Raw genomic sequence first — 14,208 nt, forward strand, 5'->3', positions numbered from 1 at the left:
TTAAATTCTTGACTATATTTAACCATAATAAAGCACCCCAAAAGTTAGTGTTACTCTAACTTTTGGGGTGCAGTTCATAAAAAGGCGGTTTCTTTCTGTATCTATGCGTTCACAATATAGGAAAAATCATGTAGACTAGAGGGTATATGTCCACTTACTCCACGTAAGGGACTTCTAGCATACAGGAGAGAGTAATTACTATGTTAACTTACGTAGCGCCGGCTATTTTCCTGGCGTTTGTCTATTTATTGTCCATCATTCCGTTTCACCAGACGTTCGGTATTACCAAGAAACAGCATTTATTGATGGCATCGTTCGCAATTTATGTGATTGCCGTCGTCTGTCTTACCTTTTTCCCATTGCCTGTGGATCAGAACTTGATCGAAGAAAATCAGCAGCTGGAAACAAGCTACCGCTGGAACACATCCCCGCTTGCTTCGATCATGCAAATCTGGCATACGACGCAAATCGATGGCTTCGGCTACGGGCTTGCACTTAAAAATCTAGGAGGCAACATTCTCTTATTCGTACCGCTCGGCTTTTATCTGCCTTTGCTCGTGCGCCGGATTCGATCGTTCTTTGCTGTCGTTTTGTGCGGATTCATATTCAGTACAGCAATCGAGTCGACACAAGGTCTGCTTAATTATTTTGTCGGCTATAATTATCGATCTGTCGATATAGATGATATCATCCTCAATGTATTGGGGGCTATGCTCGGCTATGCATTCTATTGGATGGCGCTGCGTCCATTATTGAAAAAGGACAAACTGTGATCAGCTTGTTTCCTGTCGGGAATCCTTGAAACCGAGCAATTCGGGTGAAAGGGAAGCAAGCGGTCCTAGTTTGCGCAGCTTCGGATAAAAAAGCCACGTTACGGAAAGCAAGGCTAGGCCGACACCAGCAGCGCAAAAGACCCAATTTACAGGGACAAGTGTGGCTGCGTAACCGCCGGTCAATGATCCGATTGGCGTTGCAATTGTGCTGAAGCTCGCGGTTGCGCTTGTTACCCTGCCGATCAAGGAAACAGGTAGTAAGGTCTGTAACATCGTTGCGAACGTAACATTGAAACAGCCGACAGGGACCCAAGCTAGTCCGAAAAGGATTACACTCAGCCAAGTCCATGGCACGAAGGCAGCCGCTCCCCATATTGCAGAGGCTAACAACATGGTGAAAATTGTCGCTTTACCGATGGGGAGCTTGCTAAAGGAAGCTGCTAATAGTGCTCCTATCAAGGCTCCGCAAGACATTGCTGCCAAATACAAACCGTATACAGCAGCTCCTTGACGCTCGTCTGCGAAAGCTGGCATCACAGCCATAGCTCCACCGATTGCGAGGTTACATAATACTGCCCCAAACAGTGCAGCAGCCAAAATGGTTGTGAATAGAATCTTGAGTCCCTCTTTCAATTCAATGAAGTAAGAATTTAGAGCTGTACGAGCAGTACCAGATGTTTCGGACTGTACTTTTTGTTGCGGAATTCTAAGGAAGCTGAATAAAAGGAAAGCAATACAGAAGGTGAAAGAGTCGATGATGAATAATAATGTCGCTCCAAAGACAGCAATCATCACGCCTGCAATGGCGTTAAAGATCAGATCGACGCCTTGGTAAGCAAAGGAGAATAATGCATTGCCAACAGGCAGTTCTTCTTTTTTCAGAACGAGCGGCAATGCCTTGGTTTCTGTCGGATAGGCGAATGCATTGATAGAAGTCAAAATCGGCATGATGATGAGTACCAGCGTGACAGACAGAAAGTCCAGCCAAGCCGCAAGCGGAATGAGCAGGATAAGCACGGCTTGGAGTGCCTGGGTCCATAACAGCGTGGCGCGTATCGGCCAGCGGTCAACAAGCGGACCGATCAGGAACTGCAAAATATTCGGGATTTGTGTCAGAGCTCCGGCTAGCCCCGAATAAAATGCGCTGCCGCTCAGATCATAAATGAGCCACATAGCGGCGATGAAATAAATGCTGTCTCCAATATTGGTGACAATGCGCCCCGAGAAAAGCAAGCCATAATTTCGCTGTTTTAAAATAGCAAACATCCTCAATCCTCCCCTTCCAGTTCAATTTGATCAAACGATGGTGTATCGATTTCAAAACCGAAGGCAGAAAAATGATAAAGCTTGCCATTCGGGTCATCCTCAGCCGCTTCACTTTTTTCACGCAGCGTCTGCATCAAGCCGAATAGACCTTGGATGAACTCCTTAAAATCGGCTTCTGTTGCACTGATTTCCCATATACTGCCGATTGCGTCCCAATCTTGTGGATCAGTGGAGCCAGCTGCTTTGGCAAAGGATGATTCTGGTGCGGTGAGTATGGATGACCTCGTCTTATTTGCCATTTGCACATAAAGCTGTCTGGTCGATTCGCTGAGTTCTTCTGCATAGGGAAGTAAATTTTCCGATGGAAAGAAACCTCTTGCCGCAGCCCGATAGAATTTCTGTACAATACCATTCTTTTCTTCGGTGCGAACCACCTCGATCAATCCGTTTTTCTCCAACTCTTTCAAATGATAATGGATCTTTGGTCTGCTTGTTTCCAATAGTACAGCAAGCTGCTGGCCGGTATAAGATACTTCAACCAGCTTCATCATCATCTCGGCGCGAAGCGGATCACTAATTGCTTTGAGCTGCTCAAGGGTCGTCAATGCCATTGCCTGTTTCATTTTGAATTCTCCTCTCAGTAAATTTATTTTGAACGGTCAACTTTATTTTACTGCTTTAGTTTAGCTATGGTTCCACATATTGTCAACTTAATTTTCAGACTTTTTGCCTGCTGTACAAAGACATAAAAAATATGTTAAAGTAAAAGCAATCGAATAGGTTTTCTCTTGGGGCAGGGTGAAATTCCCGACCGGCGGTGATAGGCAGCGCAGCTGTCTTCAGTCCGTGACCCGTTTTTACAACGGTGGATTTGGTGAGATTCCAAAGCCGACAGTATAGTCTGGATGGGAAAGAGAAAACGGCGTACGATCCACACGCCAACAAAAGCTTTTTGTCTATTGACAATAGCTTGTTTCGCTATACTTTTGAATTCCTGAGCCCCAGAATTTTTTATTCTGGGGTTTTTTATGTAAAGGATAGTGTTTAAAGGGACAAGATCAAACTTGCATCTCTTTTTTCGTCATCCAAAAAAAATAGTATGAGATGTTCCATATTAAGTGCCATCTCCATACCCCCGATCAGCCGTTACATTGCCCCGAGACGGTAAAATTCCCATTCGTAGTAATTCTAGTCTGAAGAAGATCAAAAGGATAGGAGGAGGTAATGTGTTTACTGGAATCATCCAGGAAGTAGGAAGCATGATTGCTGTGGATCACCAGGAAAACGCGATGCAGCTTACCATTGCCAGTGAGAAACTGACAAAAGATATGCATATAGGAGACAGTATTGCTGTTAATGGCGTTTGTCTCACAGTTACAAGCTTCACATCGCATGCCTTCCAGGTTGATGTGATGCCTGAGACGTTTCGTGATAGTTCTTTATCGAATTTGCGAAGCGCCGATGAAGTGAATTTGGAACCAGCACTTCAGCCAAGTGGCAGACTGGGCGGTCATTTCGTAAGTGGTCACGTGGATACGACTGGCACTATTTTATCCATCCGGGATGAGTCGAATGCTCGTTATATTGATATTGGCGTCTCAGCAGGTCTGCAGTATTTGATGAAAAAAGGGTCGATCTCTGTTGATGGTGTGTCATTGACTGTGTTTGAAGTCCAAGATGATCTGTTTACCATTTCGCTTATTCCAGAGACCAAGAAAGCGACGATCTTAGGGGATAAGAAGGCTGGCGATATAGTGAATCTTGAATTTGACCAGTTAGCCAAATACATGGAACGGCTTATGGAATACAAAAAAAGCCCGCAGCCTGCTGGTATCACGACAGAAACATTAGCACAGCATGGATTCATGGATTAGGAGGGAAATGAATGAAAACGACGATAGCCCATGCAATAGAGTACTTGAAAAGCGGCAAAGCCATCATTGTCACCGACGATGAGGAAAGGGAGAATGAAGGGGATTTACTTGCCTTGGCAGCATTTGCAAGTCCTGAAACAGTCAATTTCATGGCTTCTGTCGGAAAAGGTCTGATATGTGCGCCTATTTCCCGGGAAATTGCCGAAAGATTGGATTTGCCCCCGATGGTGGATACGAATACTGACCCACACGGAACGGCATTTACTGTCAGTATCGATCACATCGATTCTACTACTGGCATCAGTGCATTCGAGCGTGCCCATACAATTGGGAAATTGGCTGATAAGGCTAGTGTACCGACTGATTTCCAGCGCCCTGGGCATATCTTTCCACTAATCGCCAAACCGAATGGTGTGCTGGAACGGCCAGGGCATACCGAAGCTGCAGTTGACTTGGCTGCATTGGCAGGGACGGCAGAAGCTGGCTATATATGTGAAATCATGAATGATGATGGCACGATGGCCCGCATGCCGGAACTTGAGCAATTAGCTGAATCACACCAGCTGCCGATTATCACGATAGCCGATTTAATCGCTTATCGACAGCTGCATGAAAGCAAGGTAAAGAGTTGAATCGAGTCAACTTCAACGATTGAAAAATAAATCTACAAAATGGCTTATAATGCCTGTATATAAAGGAGTATTCATATGGTTAACGTACTGGAAGGAAATGTAGTAGGAACAGATTTGAAAATAGGTATCGTTGTAGGAAGATTCAATGAGTTCATCACGAGCAAGCTATTGAGCGGTGCCATTGATACGCTGAAGCGTCATGGCGTCGATGAAACCAAAGTCGATGTGGCATGGGTGCCTGGTGCATTTGAAATCCCTCTTGCAGCCAATAAACTTGCCCAGAGTGGAAAATATGATGCTGTCATCACATTGGGAACTGTGATCAAAGGCTCCACACCGCATTTCGATTATGTCAGCAATGAAGTCGCTAAAGGTGTCGCGAGTGCGGCTGATAAAGCTGGAATTCCGATTATCTTCGGTGTGTTGACAACCAATACGATTGAGCAAGCAATCGAGCGTGCAGGTACGAAAGCAGGCAATAAAGGCGCAGAAGCAGCTGTTTCTGCGATTGAGATGGCTAATTTGCTAAGACAAATCTAACCTAAGCGAGAAGCAGGGGATATCCTCTGCTTCTTTTTCATATTCAGAAAATAATGTATATTTTTAGTGGGAGGTGCTTGTGTGAGAATACAATGTGAATCATCGGGAGTTGTAACGAAACCAACATTAATAATGATCCACGGTCTGGGTTGGAAGGAAGTTCAAGTAGCGCTATATGAAAATACGGACCATCTCACCATGCTTGATAAGCCAGGCAGATTTATCGCTGATGTAAAACAGTGCATTCGTGGGAAAGTTGTGGAATGAGTGAGAAATTTCGGCCGCAGAAAATACATATCATCGGTTCTGTCGGCAGCGGCAAAACAACGCTTGCCAAGGAGTTGTCAGCATTGACAAGCGCAGTCCACTACGAGTTGGATAACATTGTTTGGGAGCGCTCTTCGATTGGAGACAGACGCCGTACAGACAAGGAAAAGAAGGATATCCTGAACGAAATCATCGGATCTGCTGCTTGGATCATCGAGGGAGTCCATACAGATGCTTGGATGGAAGGCAGCCTGCAACAAGCGGATGTAATCATTTTGCTGGATCCTGGTTATAAGGTAAGGAACCTGCGGATCATCAAACGATATCTGCGACAGATATCAGGTTTGGAATCAGCCAATATAAGCCGTCTTTCCGTATCTTTCTCAATATGTTCAAATGGAACCGTTATTTTGAACATACGACTAGGCCTTATATCTTTGACAGGTATCTAAACTATGGTCATAAAGTGATTGTTGCTGAAAATAAAGCAGATGTGATCGAGTATTTGCATTTTGCTAAAAGCCATTCTGAAACAGGTTAATAGCCTGTTTTTTTGTTTTTGGGAAAAAGATGCAAAAATTACTTTGACACGCAGAGTAATATCGATTATGATTACTTTATCAGATAGAGTAATTTAGAAAGAAGGGGTGCCATATTCGGAGTGATACGATTCGAGGGCATCTGGATTCCATCATCCTTCGTCTGCTGATGGACGGGGATAAGTATGGCTACCAGATTTCGAAAGATATAGCAGCATGGACGCACGATGTATTCCAAATCAAAGAAGCGACGCTTTATGCTGTTTTCCAGCGGCTGGAGCGCCGGGAACTGATAGAGTCCTACCAAGGTGAAAAATCGCATGGAGGCAAGCGTAAATATTATACAATCACGATACTTGGGAAGGCATATTTGCATGAGGCAGCGAAAGAATGGAAAGAAGCAAAACAATTAATCGATGTATTTATGGAGGGTGTTTGATGCAAAAGATCAGAACGTATGTTGAAGAACAATTTGCCGATTTGCCAGAGACCGAAAAGGTAATGACGTTAAAGGATGAGATAAAAGACTCGATGGAAGAGAAGGCAGCGGATTTCATGCGCGACGGAAAAATGGAAGAGGATGCAGTCAACAAGGCAATCGTTGATTTCGGTAATTTAGCCGAAATTAAGAAGGAATTCCTGCTCCAGCATGCCTCGCCGGAAACATCGAATAAAAAGAAGAAGCAAAAAGAAGATATGAGCACATTGAATCTCGGTTTTTCCATATGCGGCAGTGCCTTGATCATAGCATTGCTCGTCTTTGTGAATGTGTATTATACACCGAGCGAAATCTGGTTTGTCTATCCGACTTTCGCAATCCTTTGGTGGCCGGTGAGTATGACTTTCGTTTGGTTGAAAGCTAAAAAAAGAAAGGTGATGCAGCGATGAAGCCATGGAGATTGTTCGTAGCATTCATGTTGGTTAGCATGGGGGCCTTTACTGTTTATATCAACATGATGACGACACCGCAGGAGATTTGGTATACGTATAGTTTAGGTGCTGCAATCATCATCGCCTTACAGATTCTTCTGCCAAAACAATTAACATTTGTGACATGGGTGTCGGCTATCATTGTCGGTGCGGTAATTGTAAGAGAAAATTTCCTGGATTCACCGTCGATTCCTTGGTATTTGTACACTATCGGTGGTTTGGTTTTATGGGCGGTCGCAGTCACGTTTCGGAAGCATTTAGCGAATCTAGGCTTAGCATTCATCGTCAGCTTTGCCGTCTGCCTATACTATTTCAGTCTGCATTCGTATTTCGGTCATGAAAATCCTTGGTACGGCTTCATTATTTTTGCAATGAGCTGGTGGCCATTATCCATCATAGGTAATCGCATATCCAGTTTATTCTTTTCCGTATTGGGATTCGGATCACTCAGTGTGTTCTTCCTGTTTGTGAATATTGCCTATTCGCCTTCGGTCATCTGGGCGATCTATCCTATTTTTGCAGCAGCATGGTGGCCATTGGCAGCTTACTTTTATAGCTATCGCCGTCATCTCAGCAGATAAAAAGACACCCTGCCCGGGTGTCTTTTCGCTTATCTCATATACATATTTTTGGCAATTTTACTCAGCAGGCTGCTCGGCAGTAGCTTCATGAGCAGTACGGCTGCATGGATGTTCGCTGACGGGAATACAACTCGTTTTCCTTTTATGAATCCTAGGAAACCTTGACGGGCCACATCTTCTGGTGCATCACGGAACGAAGACATGATTTTGTCATTCCCGGCACGCTTGAAGAATTCGGTCTGCGTAGGGCCGGGGCAAAGTGCCGTCACCGTTACGCCGTCCCCGGCCAATTCCTCTGCAAGGGCTTCTGAATAGCGCTGGACGAATGCTTTGGATGCGTGATATGCCGCCATATATGGACCGGGCAGGAAGGCGGCCATGCTGGAAATATTCAAAATCCCATTCGGTACATTCCGGTATGGGGAGTGCATGATATCATCGATGAACAGACGAGTCAGGTTTGCCAATGAAACCATGTTCAGATGCAGCAGCTTTTGCTGTGTCTCAAAGCTTGTATCCTCGAACTTACCGCTAAGTCCGAAGCCGGCATTGTTCACAAGCACCTCGACGGTTTTTCCTTCATCACGAATCTTTTGATATAGTTCATATGCGCTGTTAGGTACGGACAAATCATGAGGAATGACAGTCACATTCGAATCTTGCAGTTCTGTTTGCAGCGATAGGAGTTTGTCCTTGGAACGTGCTACGATGATGAGATCATAGCCTGCTTTGGCAAACCATTTGGCTATATGGTAGCCTATTCCGCTGGAGGCTCCTGTAATTAGCGCGGTTGGTTTCATTGTGCTTCACCTCATTAGACAATCTTTATAAGCATGTACCCTGTTGCCGGGCGGTAGAAACGCTATCTTCTATTAGTATACCCTTTGCTTGGTCCTGTTACAAAGCAACAGGAATGTTTTTCTTTATGAAAGAAAGGGAAAGGGCTTACAAAGGAGGGGAAAGAGATGGTGCAAAAAAACGGTGCCAAAGGCGACAAGGATAAGCACGGGTTTTCCAAGGCCGAAAGTGAAAATCGGGAAAAACAACTGGAGAATAAACAGGATATGGTGGTGGATGATATACCTGTGGATGAAGTGGAGCGGGATTTGCAGGATGATCGGCATAAGCATCGGACAAAGCAGGCATCCAATTCGGATACGGAAGAATGAACCCCTGCATCAAACTGGATGCGGGGCTTTTTTTGCAAATAAGGAAAAGCAGATGTATCATTTGGACATCACCTGCTTGTTTGAGCTACGTTGAGCTGTTTTTCAATTGCCGGCTTCATGTCCAACGGGCTAGTTTTGGGAGCGAAGCGCTCGACAACATTGCCCTTGGCATCGACGAGAAACTTTGTAAAATTCCATTTGATGCTTTTGGTGAATAGTCCGCCGGCTTGACTGGTTAGATGTTTATAAAGCGGGTGGGCGTCAGGTCCATTTACTTTCACTTTCTCGAACATCGGGAAGCTGACACCGTAATTGCGCTGACAAACAGCTGCTATTTCTTCACTGCTTCCTGGCTCTTGATTCATGAATTGATTGCTCGGAAAACCAAGGATGACCAGGCCTTTCTCTTGGTATTCCTTATATAACTCTTGAAGCTGTTCCAATTGTGGAGCAAAACCACATTTACTGGCTGTATTCACAATGACGAGCACTTTGCCTGCGTAATCCTTGAGACTGACTTCTTTACCCTCTAAAGTAACGGCTGAATAGTCGTATATTGTCATATCGTTTTCCTCCTCTGCAATTTCAATGTAGCATAAACCGTAAAGTAGCGATAACAATCCGAATTTTTAATGGTAGAATATAGAAAAAGGGGGTTGTCCGATGGAGTTTTTCCTGAAACAGCTTGATCATGTGCAGCTTGCTTGTCCGCGTGGCAGTGAAGGGCAAGCAAGGGAGTTCTTTGGGGATGTTCTTGGTTTTGAGGAGATCGAAAAACCAGCCAATTTGCGAGCAAGAGGGGGTGTGTGGTTCAGCTGCAACGCTATTACTGTTCACCTGGGTGTGGAAGAACCTTTTTCCCCGGCACGAAAAGCCCATCCAGCTTTTGAGGTGGAAGGACTCGTGTCGCTTAGGCGACATTTGAGTGAACGCAATATTTCTTTCGTAGATGATACAGACCTGCCTGGAGCAAACCGGATTTATGTATCTGACCCTTTTGGCAACAGATTGGAATTCTTGGAATGGCAATAAAAAAGAACCCCGCAGGGTTCTTATTAGTTTGCTACTGTTTCGTTTTCTAGTTTTGCAAGGCGCTCTTCCACTTCTTCTTCAGTCAAGCCGTGTTCTGCCACGTACATGTTGCGCGGGGAACGGCGGCAGCTGTCGGAGCAGCCGCGAAGATATTTATGCTCATTTTCTTCAGAGCAGATGATCTGGCGGTTGCAGGAAGGATCTGCACAATTTACATAACGTTCGCAAGGCTTGCCATCGAAGTAATCTTTCGCAACGATAACGTGCTCTGTTTGGTTGATCGGTACGGAAATGCGGGAATCGAATACATACATCCTACCGTCCCAAAGTCTGCCTTGTACTTCCGGATCTTTTCCGTAAGTGGCGATACCGCCATGCAATTGGCCAACATCTTCAAAACCTTCGCGCACGAGCCAGCCGGAGAATTTCTCACAGCGGATACCGCCTGTGCAGTAAGTCAATACGCGCTTGCCTTCCAAAATATCTTTGTTTTCACGGACCCAATTCGGCAGGTCGCGGAATGTTTCGATGTCAGGGCGGATAGCACCGCGGAAGTGACCAAGATCATATTCATAATCATTCCGTGCATCGAGAACAATCGTGTTCTCATCTTGCATTGCTTCATAAAATTCCTGCGGAGAGAGGTAGTTACCTGTCATTTCGCGGGGATCTATATCATCTTCAAGACGCAGCGTCACCAATTCAGGACGGTGGCGCACATGCATTTTTTTGAAAGCATGTCCATCTGCTTCGTCGATTTTGAAGACCATCTCTTCAAAACCTGGTTTCGCATGCATCATATCCATATAAGCTTGTGTTTGTTCAATTGTGCCGGAGCAAGTACCATTGATACCTTCCTTCGCTACAAGGATACGACCTTTAAGACCTAATTCCTTACATTGTTTCAGATGTTCTTTGGCGAAAGCTTCGGGATCTTCAATATCAACATAGTTGTAATATAGTAATACTCGATAATCACTCATTATTTTTTCCACCTGTCATTTATATTTGCAAGATACAAAATTAGGCGTTATGTCGTTATTCATACTCTTGCAATCAATTATTTTAACATGATTGGAAGTTCAGTACAAATGGAAATTAAAACAACTTATTTTTGAAGTAATACCACATGCCAAAAGTGACCAATACGAGAAGGACACTGACACCTAATGTTGTCCATGGGCTGTCTTGGAACGGTATCGGCAGGTTCATCCCGAAAAATCCGGTCACGAATGTGAGCGGGAGCATGATTGTTGAAATGATCGTCAGGACGTTCAGTTTTTCCGTAGACTTGGCACTGATGATGGAATAATACGTATCCAATGCACTGTTCACCAAATCACGGAATGTTTCAGTAGAGTCGACGATACGTTCCAGGTGATCGATCAAGTCGGTGTAAAAAGGTACGTTTTCTTCCTGGATATCGAATTTCCATTTGCCATTCACATTCAGGAAAATGCGCCGCTGTGGCAGGATTACTCGCCTGATCAGGATGATCGTCCGTTTCAAGGCCAGGAATTCTTCGGTTACCTCTTTGACCCCTTCGCTGTACATCTCATCTTCAAGTTCCTCGATCCGGATGCCGATTCGATCCAGAACCGGGAAGTACTCATCCGTGATGCCATCTGCCAGTGCATATAGCAAAAAGTCTGCTCCTTGGCTCATGAAGCGGGAAGAACGGGAGCATATGGCATCCATCTGGCCGAGCCAGCGAAGCTTATGCTTGTGAATGGTAACCACATAATTAGGACCTAAAAAAACATTCAGCTCAAGCGTCGTAATTTCATTATCACTTTCTTCGTTGTAACGCAGGGCGTGGAAGACGAAGAATTTGTATGCATCATAATCATCGACCTTTGCGCGCGGGCTGTCATGCAGGCAATCCTCGATCGCCAGCGGGTGGAAATCGAATATCTCGGCTAGTTCATGCAATTCATGGGATTGCACGTCATAGGCATCGATCCATAGCAGATTATCCGGATCCTCCAAATGCCGATTGCTGTCTTGCAAAGAAATATTCGTATGCATCGTGTCTGTATGATGATCATAGAGATACGTCTTAATCATGCTGCCACCCCTTTCGTTACGTTTATTCTTTCACAAAAGCTATAGTCACTATAAAAAAAGGGGTAAGGACTGTCAACAGGAATATTTCTTCTTCAAAGCGGGTATAGAAAAGAAAAGCAAAGGGGAAACTGGAATCTAAATGACATGTTTGTCGGAATATTACTTGAAATAAATGACAATAGTCACAGGTCTTATTACGTCTACTTGTAAGCGTATTCTGCCAATAACGCCAATAATGTAAGCGTTTTTATAGGGCGTAGGTCTCATTCTTAACTTAATTTGGAGAAAAAGTTAGAATTGACTTGCATTCTTATTGAAAAAAAGGTACTCTTAAAGAGCAAAAGGAAACGGTTGAATAATCTTTACGATCTCTTTCACAATAAGTGGTGTAAAGGTATAACGATTCAATACCTGTACTTTTGTACTTCTATTGTAAGGAGGTCATTTAAATGACTGGAAAAGTAAAATGGTTTAACGCAGACAAAGGTTTTGGTTTCATCGAAAGAGAAGACGGCGACGATGTATTCGTACACTTCTCTGCTATCCAAGCTGACGGCTTCAAAACTCTTGACGAAGGTCAAGAAGTTGAATTCGAAATCGTTGAAGGCAACCGCGGCCCACAAGCTGCTAACGTAACTCGTCTGTAAAATATCATACGACGACAGAGGCGCATTCTGGATTTTCCAGGATGCGTCTTTTATCATTTTCAGGAGAGGTGAGCGTTGATGAGTCAAGAAGAGCTGTCTAGAAAAATCATCGAAAAGTATCAGGAAGACGAACGGATGATGATCCGGATATTCGTTCAGTGGTGTACGAACCATGACTTGGATGCTGTTTCCTTGTACGAACAAGCCTATCCGAACCAGGGGAAAAACGAGGCTTTGTCGGAAGCTTTGGAAGATGTCCTTCCTAAGGAAGAAGCGTCCGATATTTCGGATGACATGGTATTGGAAGTACTGCAATTCTTCGGTAATGATGATTTGGCTTTCGTAGTCGCTTCTGCTGCGGAAAAAAGGAAGGGGAGCCGATAGATGGAACTGCTCGAAAAAGCAATTCAAGAAAGAGGCACCATCATTGGAGACACAATCGTTAAAGTGGATAGCTTTTTGAATCATGAGTTGGATACCGCCCTCCTTTATGAAATAGGGAAGGAATTCCAGCGGAAATTCAGGCATAAGCGAGTGACGAAGATTATAACGATCGAAGCAGGTGGTATTGCTCCTGCTCTAATGGCAGGGTTGGCCTTCGACGTTCCGGTTGTTTATGCGAAAAAGCAGAAATCACTGACAATGAAGGGTGACGTATACTGTGAATCTGTATATTCGTTCACCAAACAAGTCTACTCGGATGTGACGATTTCAAAAGATAGATTATCATCAGAGGATCATGTGCTGATCGTCGATGATTTCCTTGCCAATGGGGAAGCGGCAGCTGGATTGATCAGTATCTTGAAACAAGCTGGTGCGGAAGTTGCGGGTATTGGAATTGTAATCGAGAAGAGCTTCCAAAATGGACGTAAACGTCTGGAGGAATTGGGGATTGATGTCGTGTCTCTTGCGCGGATTGCTCGAATCGGTGAAGGACGGATAGAGTTTTTGAAATCATAAAATCATAATGTGATAGGATGATAGTCTTTGGCTTACATATTGACGTTATTGCCAATATTCGGCATTTTCCTTCTTGGTTTCATCGGACAGAAACTGCTGAAATTCGACATCAGAAGCATCTCGAAGATGTCGGTTTATCTGCTGTCGCCGGTATTGGCTTTCCAAACATTCTTTGAGAATCGTCTGAGTGTGGATTATATTTATCTTGCCATTTTCGTAGTGGGGATATGTCTGGCACTCGTTTTGATTTGTTATATCATCAGTTTGCTGCGAGGGTATGATCGTCAGGATACATACAGTTTGATGCTTGGTGCTTCCTTCATGAACAATGGAAATTACGGGACGCCGCTCGTATTATTCGTCTTCGGTGCAGCTGGTTTTGATTATGCGGTCATCTTGCTTGTCTTGCAGCAGCTTGTCATGGTTACAATCGGCGTCTTCATCGCAGCTAAAGGTGGAGGGGCTGCGTTATCGGTCCGTGGTACGTTCTTGTCCGTCTTGAAGATTCCGATCATTTATGGAGCTTTGCTCGGGATTTTGTTCCAGGCTTTATCCATACCGCTTAGCGGACCGGTTACCGAAGCCATTCATCTCGTAGCTGATGCAGCGATTCCTACTGTCATGATCGTGCTGGGTATGCAGCTGGCTAATATATCATTGAAATCCTTTGAATATGAGCGACTTACTTATGCGCTCGTGCTGAAGCTGCTTATTTCACCGGCAATCGCTTACCTTTTCACCTTATTCCTCCCGGTCGATGATATGGTGAAACAGATCATGATCTTGGTTGCTGCCATGCCGACGGCTGCAAACACGACGCTTTATGCACTAGAATTTGGTGCCAAACCAGCTTATGTGTCAAGTGCAACAATGATCAGTACGCTTCTCAGTCTCATCACCTTGCCGCTCTTGTTATATATACTTATATAAA

General features: G+C 44.4%; 20 protein-coding genes, 1 pseudogene and 1 riboswitch. Of the genes and pseudogenes, 15 read left to right on the forward strand and 6 right to left on the reverse strand.

What is annotated here, in order from left to right:
- The first annotated feature begins 200 nt into the window (after nt 1-200).
- Nucleotides 201-773: a VanZ family protein gene (locus tag AB1K91_RS17190; RefSeq protein ID WP_413091607.1), complete on the forward strand. Its 573-nt coding sequence runs from the start codon at nt 201-203 to the stop codon at nt 771-773.
- On the opposite strand, the gene AB1K91_RS17195 is transcribed toward AB1K91_RS17190, so the two are convergent.
- Together AB1K91_RS17195 and AB1K91_RS17200 are read right to left on the reverse strand one after the other, a co-directional pair.
- Nucleotides 774-2,039, reverse strand: coding sequence for an MFS transporter (locus AB1K91_RS17195; protein ID WP_413091609.1), 1,266 nt, complete (start codon nt 2,037-2,039; stop codon nt 774-776). It lies immediately after the preceding gene.
- 2 nt (nt 2,040-2,041) lie between these two features.
- On the reverse strand, nt 2,042-2,662 hold the full coding sequence (locus AB1K91_RS17200) for an ArsR/SmtB family transcription factor (RefSeq protein WP_413091610.1): 621 nt from the start codon (nt 2,660-2,662) through the stop codon (nt 2,042-2,044).
- A gap of 157 nt (nt 2,663-2,819) precedes the next feature.
- A riboswitch (FMN riboswitch) is annotated at nt 2,820-2,960 on the forward strand.
- Between the two features lie 305 nt (nt 2,961-3,265).
- On the opposite strand from AB1K91_RS17200, the gene ribE reads away from it, so the two are divergent.
- The 8 genes and pseudogenes from ribE (at nt 3,266) to AB1K91_RS17240 (ending at nt 7,402) form a co-directional block, all read left to right on the forward strand.
- Nucleotides 3,266-3,913, forward strand: a complete 648-nt coding sequence (gene ribE, locus AB1K91_RS17205; RefSeq protein ID WP_413091612.1) for a riboflavin synthase — start codon at nt 3,266-3,268, stop codon at nt 3,911-3,913.
- A gap of 11 nt (nt 3,914-3,924) precedes the next feature.
- Nucleotides 3,925-4,539 (forward strand): annotated as a pseudogene (ribB, locus tag AB1K91_RS17210) (3,4-dihydroxy-2-butanone-4-phosphate synthase); the annotation flags it as partial.
- A gap of 81 nt (nt 4,540-4,620) precedes the next feature.
- On the forward strand, nt 4,621-5,085 hold the full coding sequence (ribH, locus tag AB1K91_RS17215) for a 6,7-dimethyl-8-ribityllumazine synthase (protein ID WP_413091613.1): 465 nt from the start codon (nt 4,621-4,623) through the stop codon (nt 5,083-5,085).
- An 81-nt stretch (nt 5,086-5,166) separates the two neighbouring features.
- Nucleotides 5,167-5,352 (forward strand): hypothetical protein, encoded by a 186-nt coding sequence (locus AB1K91_RS17220; protein ID WP_413091614.1) that lies wholly within the window; start codon nt 5,167-5,169, stop codon nt 5,350-5,352.
- Nucleotides 5,349-5,804, forward strand: coding sequence for a P-loop NTPase family protein (locus tag AB1K91_RS17225; protein WP_413091615.1), 456 nt, complete (start codon nt 5,349-5,351; stop codon nt 5,802-5,804). The genes AB1K91_RS17220 and AB1K91_RS17225 overlap by 4 nt, the downstream gene beginning before the upstream one ends.
- 202 nt (nt 5,805-6,006) lie before the next feature.
- Nucleotides 6,007-6,330 (forward strand): PadR family transcriptional regulator, encoded by a 324-nt coding sequence (locus AB1K91_RS17230; RefSeq protein WP_280137071.1) that lies wholly within the window; start codon nt 6,007-6,009, stop codon nt 6,328-6,330.
- The gene (locus tag AB1K91_RS17235; protein ID WP_413091616.1) at nt 6,330-6,779 is read left to right on the forward strand and encodes a permease prefix domain 1-containing protein; all 450 of its coding nucleotides are present in this window, start codon (nt 6,330-6,332) and stop codon (nt 6,777-6,779) included. Before AB1K91_RS17230 ends, AB1K91_RS17235 begins: the two co-directional genes overlap by 1 nt.
- Nucleotides 6,776-7,402, forward strand: a complete 627-nt coding sequence (locus AB1K91_RS17240) for a hypothetical protein (RefSeq protein WP_413091617.1) — start codon at nt 6,776-6,778, stop codon at nt 7,400-7,402. Before AB1K91_RS17235 ends, AB1K91_RS17240 begins: the two co-directional genes overlap by 4 nt.
- Before the next feature lie 29 nt (nt 7,403-7,431).
- On the opposite strand, the gene AB1K91_RS17245 is transcribed toward AB1K91_RS17240, so the two are convergent.
- Nucleotides 7,432-8,202 (reverse strand): SDR family NAD(P)-dependent oxidoreductase, encoded by a 771-nt coding sequence (locus AB1K91_RS17245; RefSeq protein WP_413091619.1) that lies wholly within the window; start codon nt 8,200-8,202, stop codon nt 7,432-7,434.
- A gap of 165 nt (nt 8,203-8,367) precedes the next feature.
- Here AB1K91_RS17245 and AB1K91_RS17250 point away from each other — a divergent pair, with 165 nt between their 5' ends.
- Entirely contained in the window at nt 8,368-8,571 is a 204-nt protein-coding gene (locus AB1K91_RS17250; RefSeq protein ID WP_413091621.1) for a hypothetical protein, read from the forward strand.
- 68 nt (nt 8,572-8,639) lie between these two features.
- On the opposite strand, the gene AB1K91_RS17255 is transcribed toward AB1K91_RS17250, so the two are convergent.
- Nucleotides 8,640-9,134, reverse strand: a complete 495-nt coding sequence (locus tag AB1K91_RS17255) for a glutathione peroxidase (protein WP_413091623.1) — start codon at nt 9,132-9,134, stop codon at nt 8,640-8,642.
- A gap of 100 nt (nt 9,135-9,234) precedes the next feature.
- Here AB1K91_RS17255 and AB1K91_RS17260 point away from each other — a divergent pair, with 100 nt between their 5' ends.
- Nucleotides 9,235-9,603, forward strand: a complete 369-nt coding sequence (locus AB1K91_RS17260; protein ID WP_413091625.1) for a VOC family protein — start codon at nt 9,235-9,237, stop codon at nt 9,601-9,603.
- 23 nt (nt 9,604-9,626) lie between these two features.
- Here the strand turns inward: AB1K91_RS17260 and trhO are convergent, their stop codons facing one another.
- On the reverse strand, nt 9,627-10,589 hold the full coding sequence (trhO, locus tag AB1K91_RS17265; RefSeq protein ID WP_413091703.1) for an oxygen-dependent tRNA uridine(34) hydroxylase TrhO: 963 nt from the start codon (nt 10,587-10,589) through the stop codon (nt 9,627-9,629).
- Nucleotides 10,590-10,701: 112 nt separating this feature from the next.
- Nucleotides 10,702-11,670: a magnesium/cobalt transporter CorA gene (corA, locus tag AB1K91_RS17270; RefSeq protein ID WP_413091627.1), complete on the reverse strand. Its 969-nt coding sequence runs from the start codon at nt 11,668-11,670 to the stop codon at nt 10,702-10,704.
- Between the two features lie 449 nt (nt 11,671-12,119).
- Between corA and AB1K91_RS17275 the strand changes: the two genes are divergently transcribed.
- The 4 genes from AB1K91_RS17275 to AB1K91_RS17290 all read left to right on the forward strand — a co-directional run bounded on the left by AB1K91_RS17275 (nt 12,120) and on the right by AB1K91_RS17290 (nt 14,207).
- A complete protein-coding gene (locus tag AB1K91_RS17275) occupies nt 12,120-12,317 on the forward strand; it encodes a cold shock domain-containing protein (protein WP_077305238.1) in 198 nt (65 codons plus the stop codon).
- A gap of 78 nt (nt 12,318-12,395) precedes the next feature.
- Nucleotides 12,396-12,701, forward strand: a complete 306-nt coding sequence (locus AB1K91_RS17280) for a hypothetical protein (protein ID WP_413091704.1) — start codon at nt 12,396-12,398, stop codon at nt 12,699-12,701.
- Nucleotides 12,702-13,277, forward strand: coding sequence for a xanthine phosphoribosyltransferase (locus AB1K91_RS17285; RefSeq protein WP_413091629.1), 576 nt, complete (start codon nt 12,702-12,704; stop codon nt 13,275-13,277).
- A 27-nt stretch (nt 13,278-13,304) separates the two neighbouring features.
- A complete protein-coding gene (locus tag AB1K91_RS17290; RefSeq protein ID WP_413091631.1) occupies nt 13,305-14,207 on the forward strand; it encodes an AEC family transporter in 903 nt (300 codons plus the stop codon).
- The last annotated feature ends 1 nt before the right edge of the window (nt 14,208 follow it).

Origin of the sequence: Terribacillus jepli, assembly GCF_047228925.1 — a bacterium.
Classification (GTDB): domain Bacteria; phylum Bacillota; class Bacilli; order Bacillales; family Amphibacillaceae; genus Terribacillus.

What these genes read in the sequence shown, in the direction of transcription:
- AB1K91_RS17190 (WP_413091607.1), top strand. Translation starts at nt 201, where the DNA reads ATGTTAACTTACGTAGCGCCGGCTATTTTCCTGGCGTTTGTCTATTTA.
- AB1K91_RS17195 (WP_413091609.1), bottom strand. Translation starts at nt 2,039, where the DNA reads ATGTTTGCTATTTTAAAACAGCGAAATTATGGCTTGCTTTTCTCGGGG.
- AB1K91_RS17200 (WP_413091610.1), bottom strand. Translation starts at nt 2,662, where the DNA reads ATGAAACAGGCAATGGCATTGACGACCCTTGAGCAGCTCAAAGCAATT.
- ribH (WP_413091613.1), top strand. Translation starts at nt 4,621, where the DNA reads ATGGTTAACGTACTGGAAGGAAATGTAGTAGGAACAGATTTGAAAATA.
- AB1K91_RS17225 (WP_413091615.1), top strand. Translation starts at nt 5,349, where the DNA reads ATGAGTGAGAAATTTCGGCCGCAGAAAATACATATCATCGGTTCTGTC.
- AB1K91_RS17235 (WP_413091616.1), top strand. Translation starts at nt 6,330, where the DNA reads ATGCAAAAGATCAGAACGTATGTTGAAGAACAATTTGCCGATTTGCCA.
- AB1K91_RS17240 (WP_413091617.1), top strand. Translation starts at nt 6,776, where the DNA reads ATGAAGCCATGGAGATTGTTCGTAGCATTCATGTTGGTTAGCATGGGG.
- AB1K91_RS17245 (WP_413091619.1), bottom strand. Translation starts at nt 8,202, where the DNA reads ATGAAACCAACCGCGCTAATTACAGGAGCCTCCAGCGGAATAGGCTAC.
- AB1K91_RS17250 (WP_413091621.1), top strand. Translation starts at nt 8,368, where the DNA reads ATGGTGCAAAAAAACGGTGCCAAAGGCGACAAGGATAAGCACGGGTTT.
- AB1K91_RS17255 (WP_413091623.1), bottom strand. Translation starts at nt 9,134, where the DNA reads ATGACAATATACGACTATTCAGCCGTTACTTTAGAGGGTAAAGAAGTC.
- AB1K91_RS17260 (WP_413091625.1), top strand. Translation starts at nt 9,235, where the DNA reads ATGGAGTTTTTCCTGAAACAGCTTGATCATGTGCAGCTTGCTTGTCCG.
- corA (WP_413091627.1), bottom strand. Translation starts at nt 11,670, where the DNA reads ATGATTAAGACGTATCTCTATGATCATCATACAGACACGATGCATACG.
- AB1K91_RS17275 (WP_077305238.1), top strand. Translation starts at nt 12,120, where the DNA reads ATGACTGGAAAAGTAAAATGGTTTAACGCAGACAAAGGTTTTGGTTTC.
- AB1K91_RS17280 (WP_413091704.1), top strand. Translation starts at nt 12,396, where the DNA reads ATGAGTCAAGAAGAGCTGTCTAGAAAAATCATCGAAAAGTATCAGGAA.
- AB1K91_RS17285 (WP_413091629.1), top strand. Translation starts at nt 12,702, where the DNA reads ATGGAACTGCTCGAAAAAGCAATTCAAGAAAGAGGCACCATCATTGGA.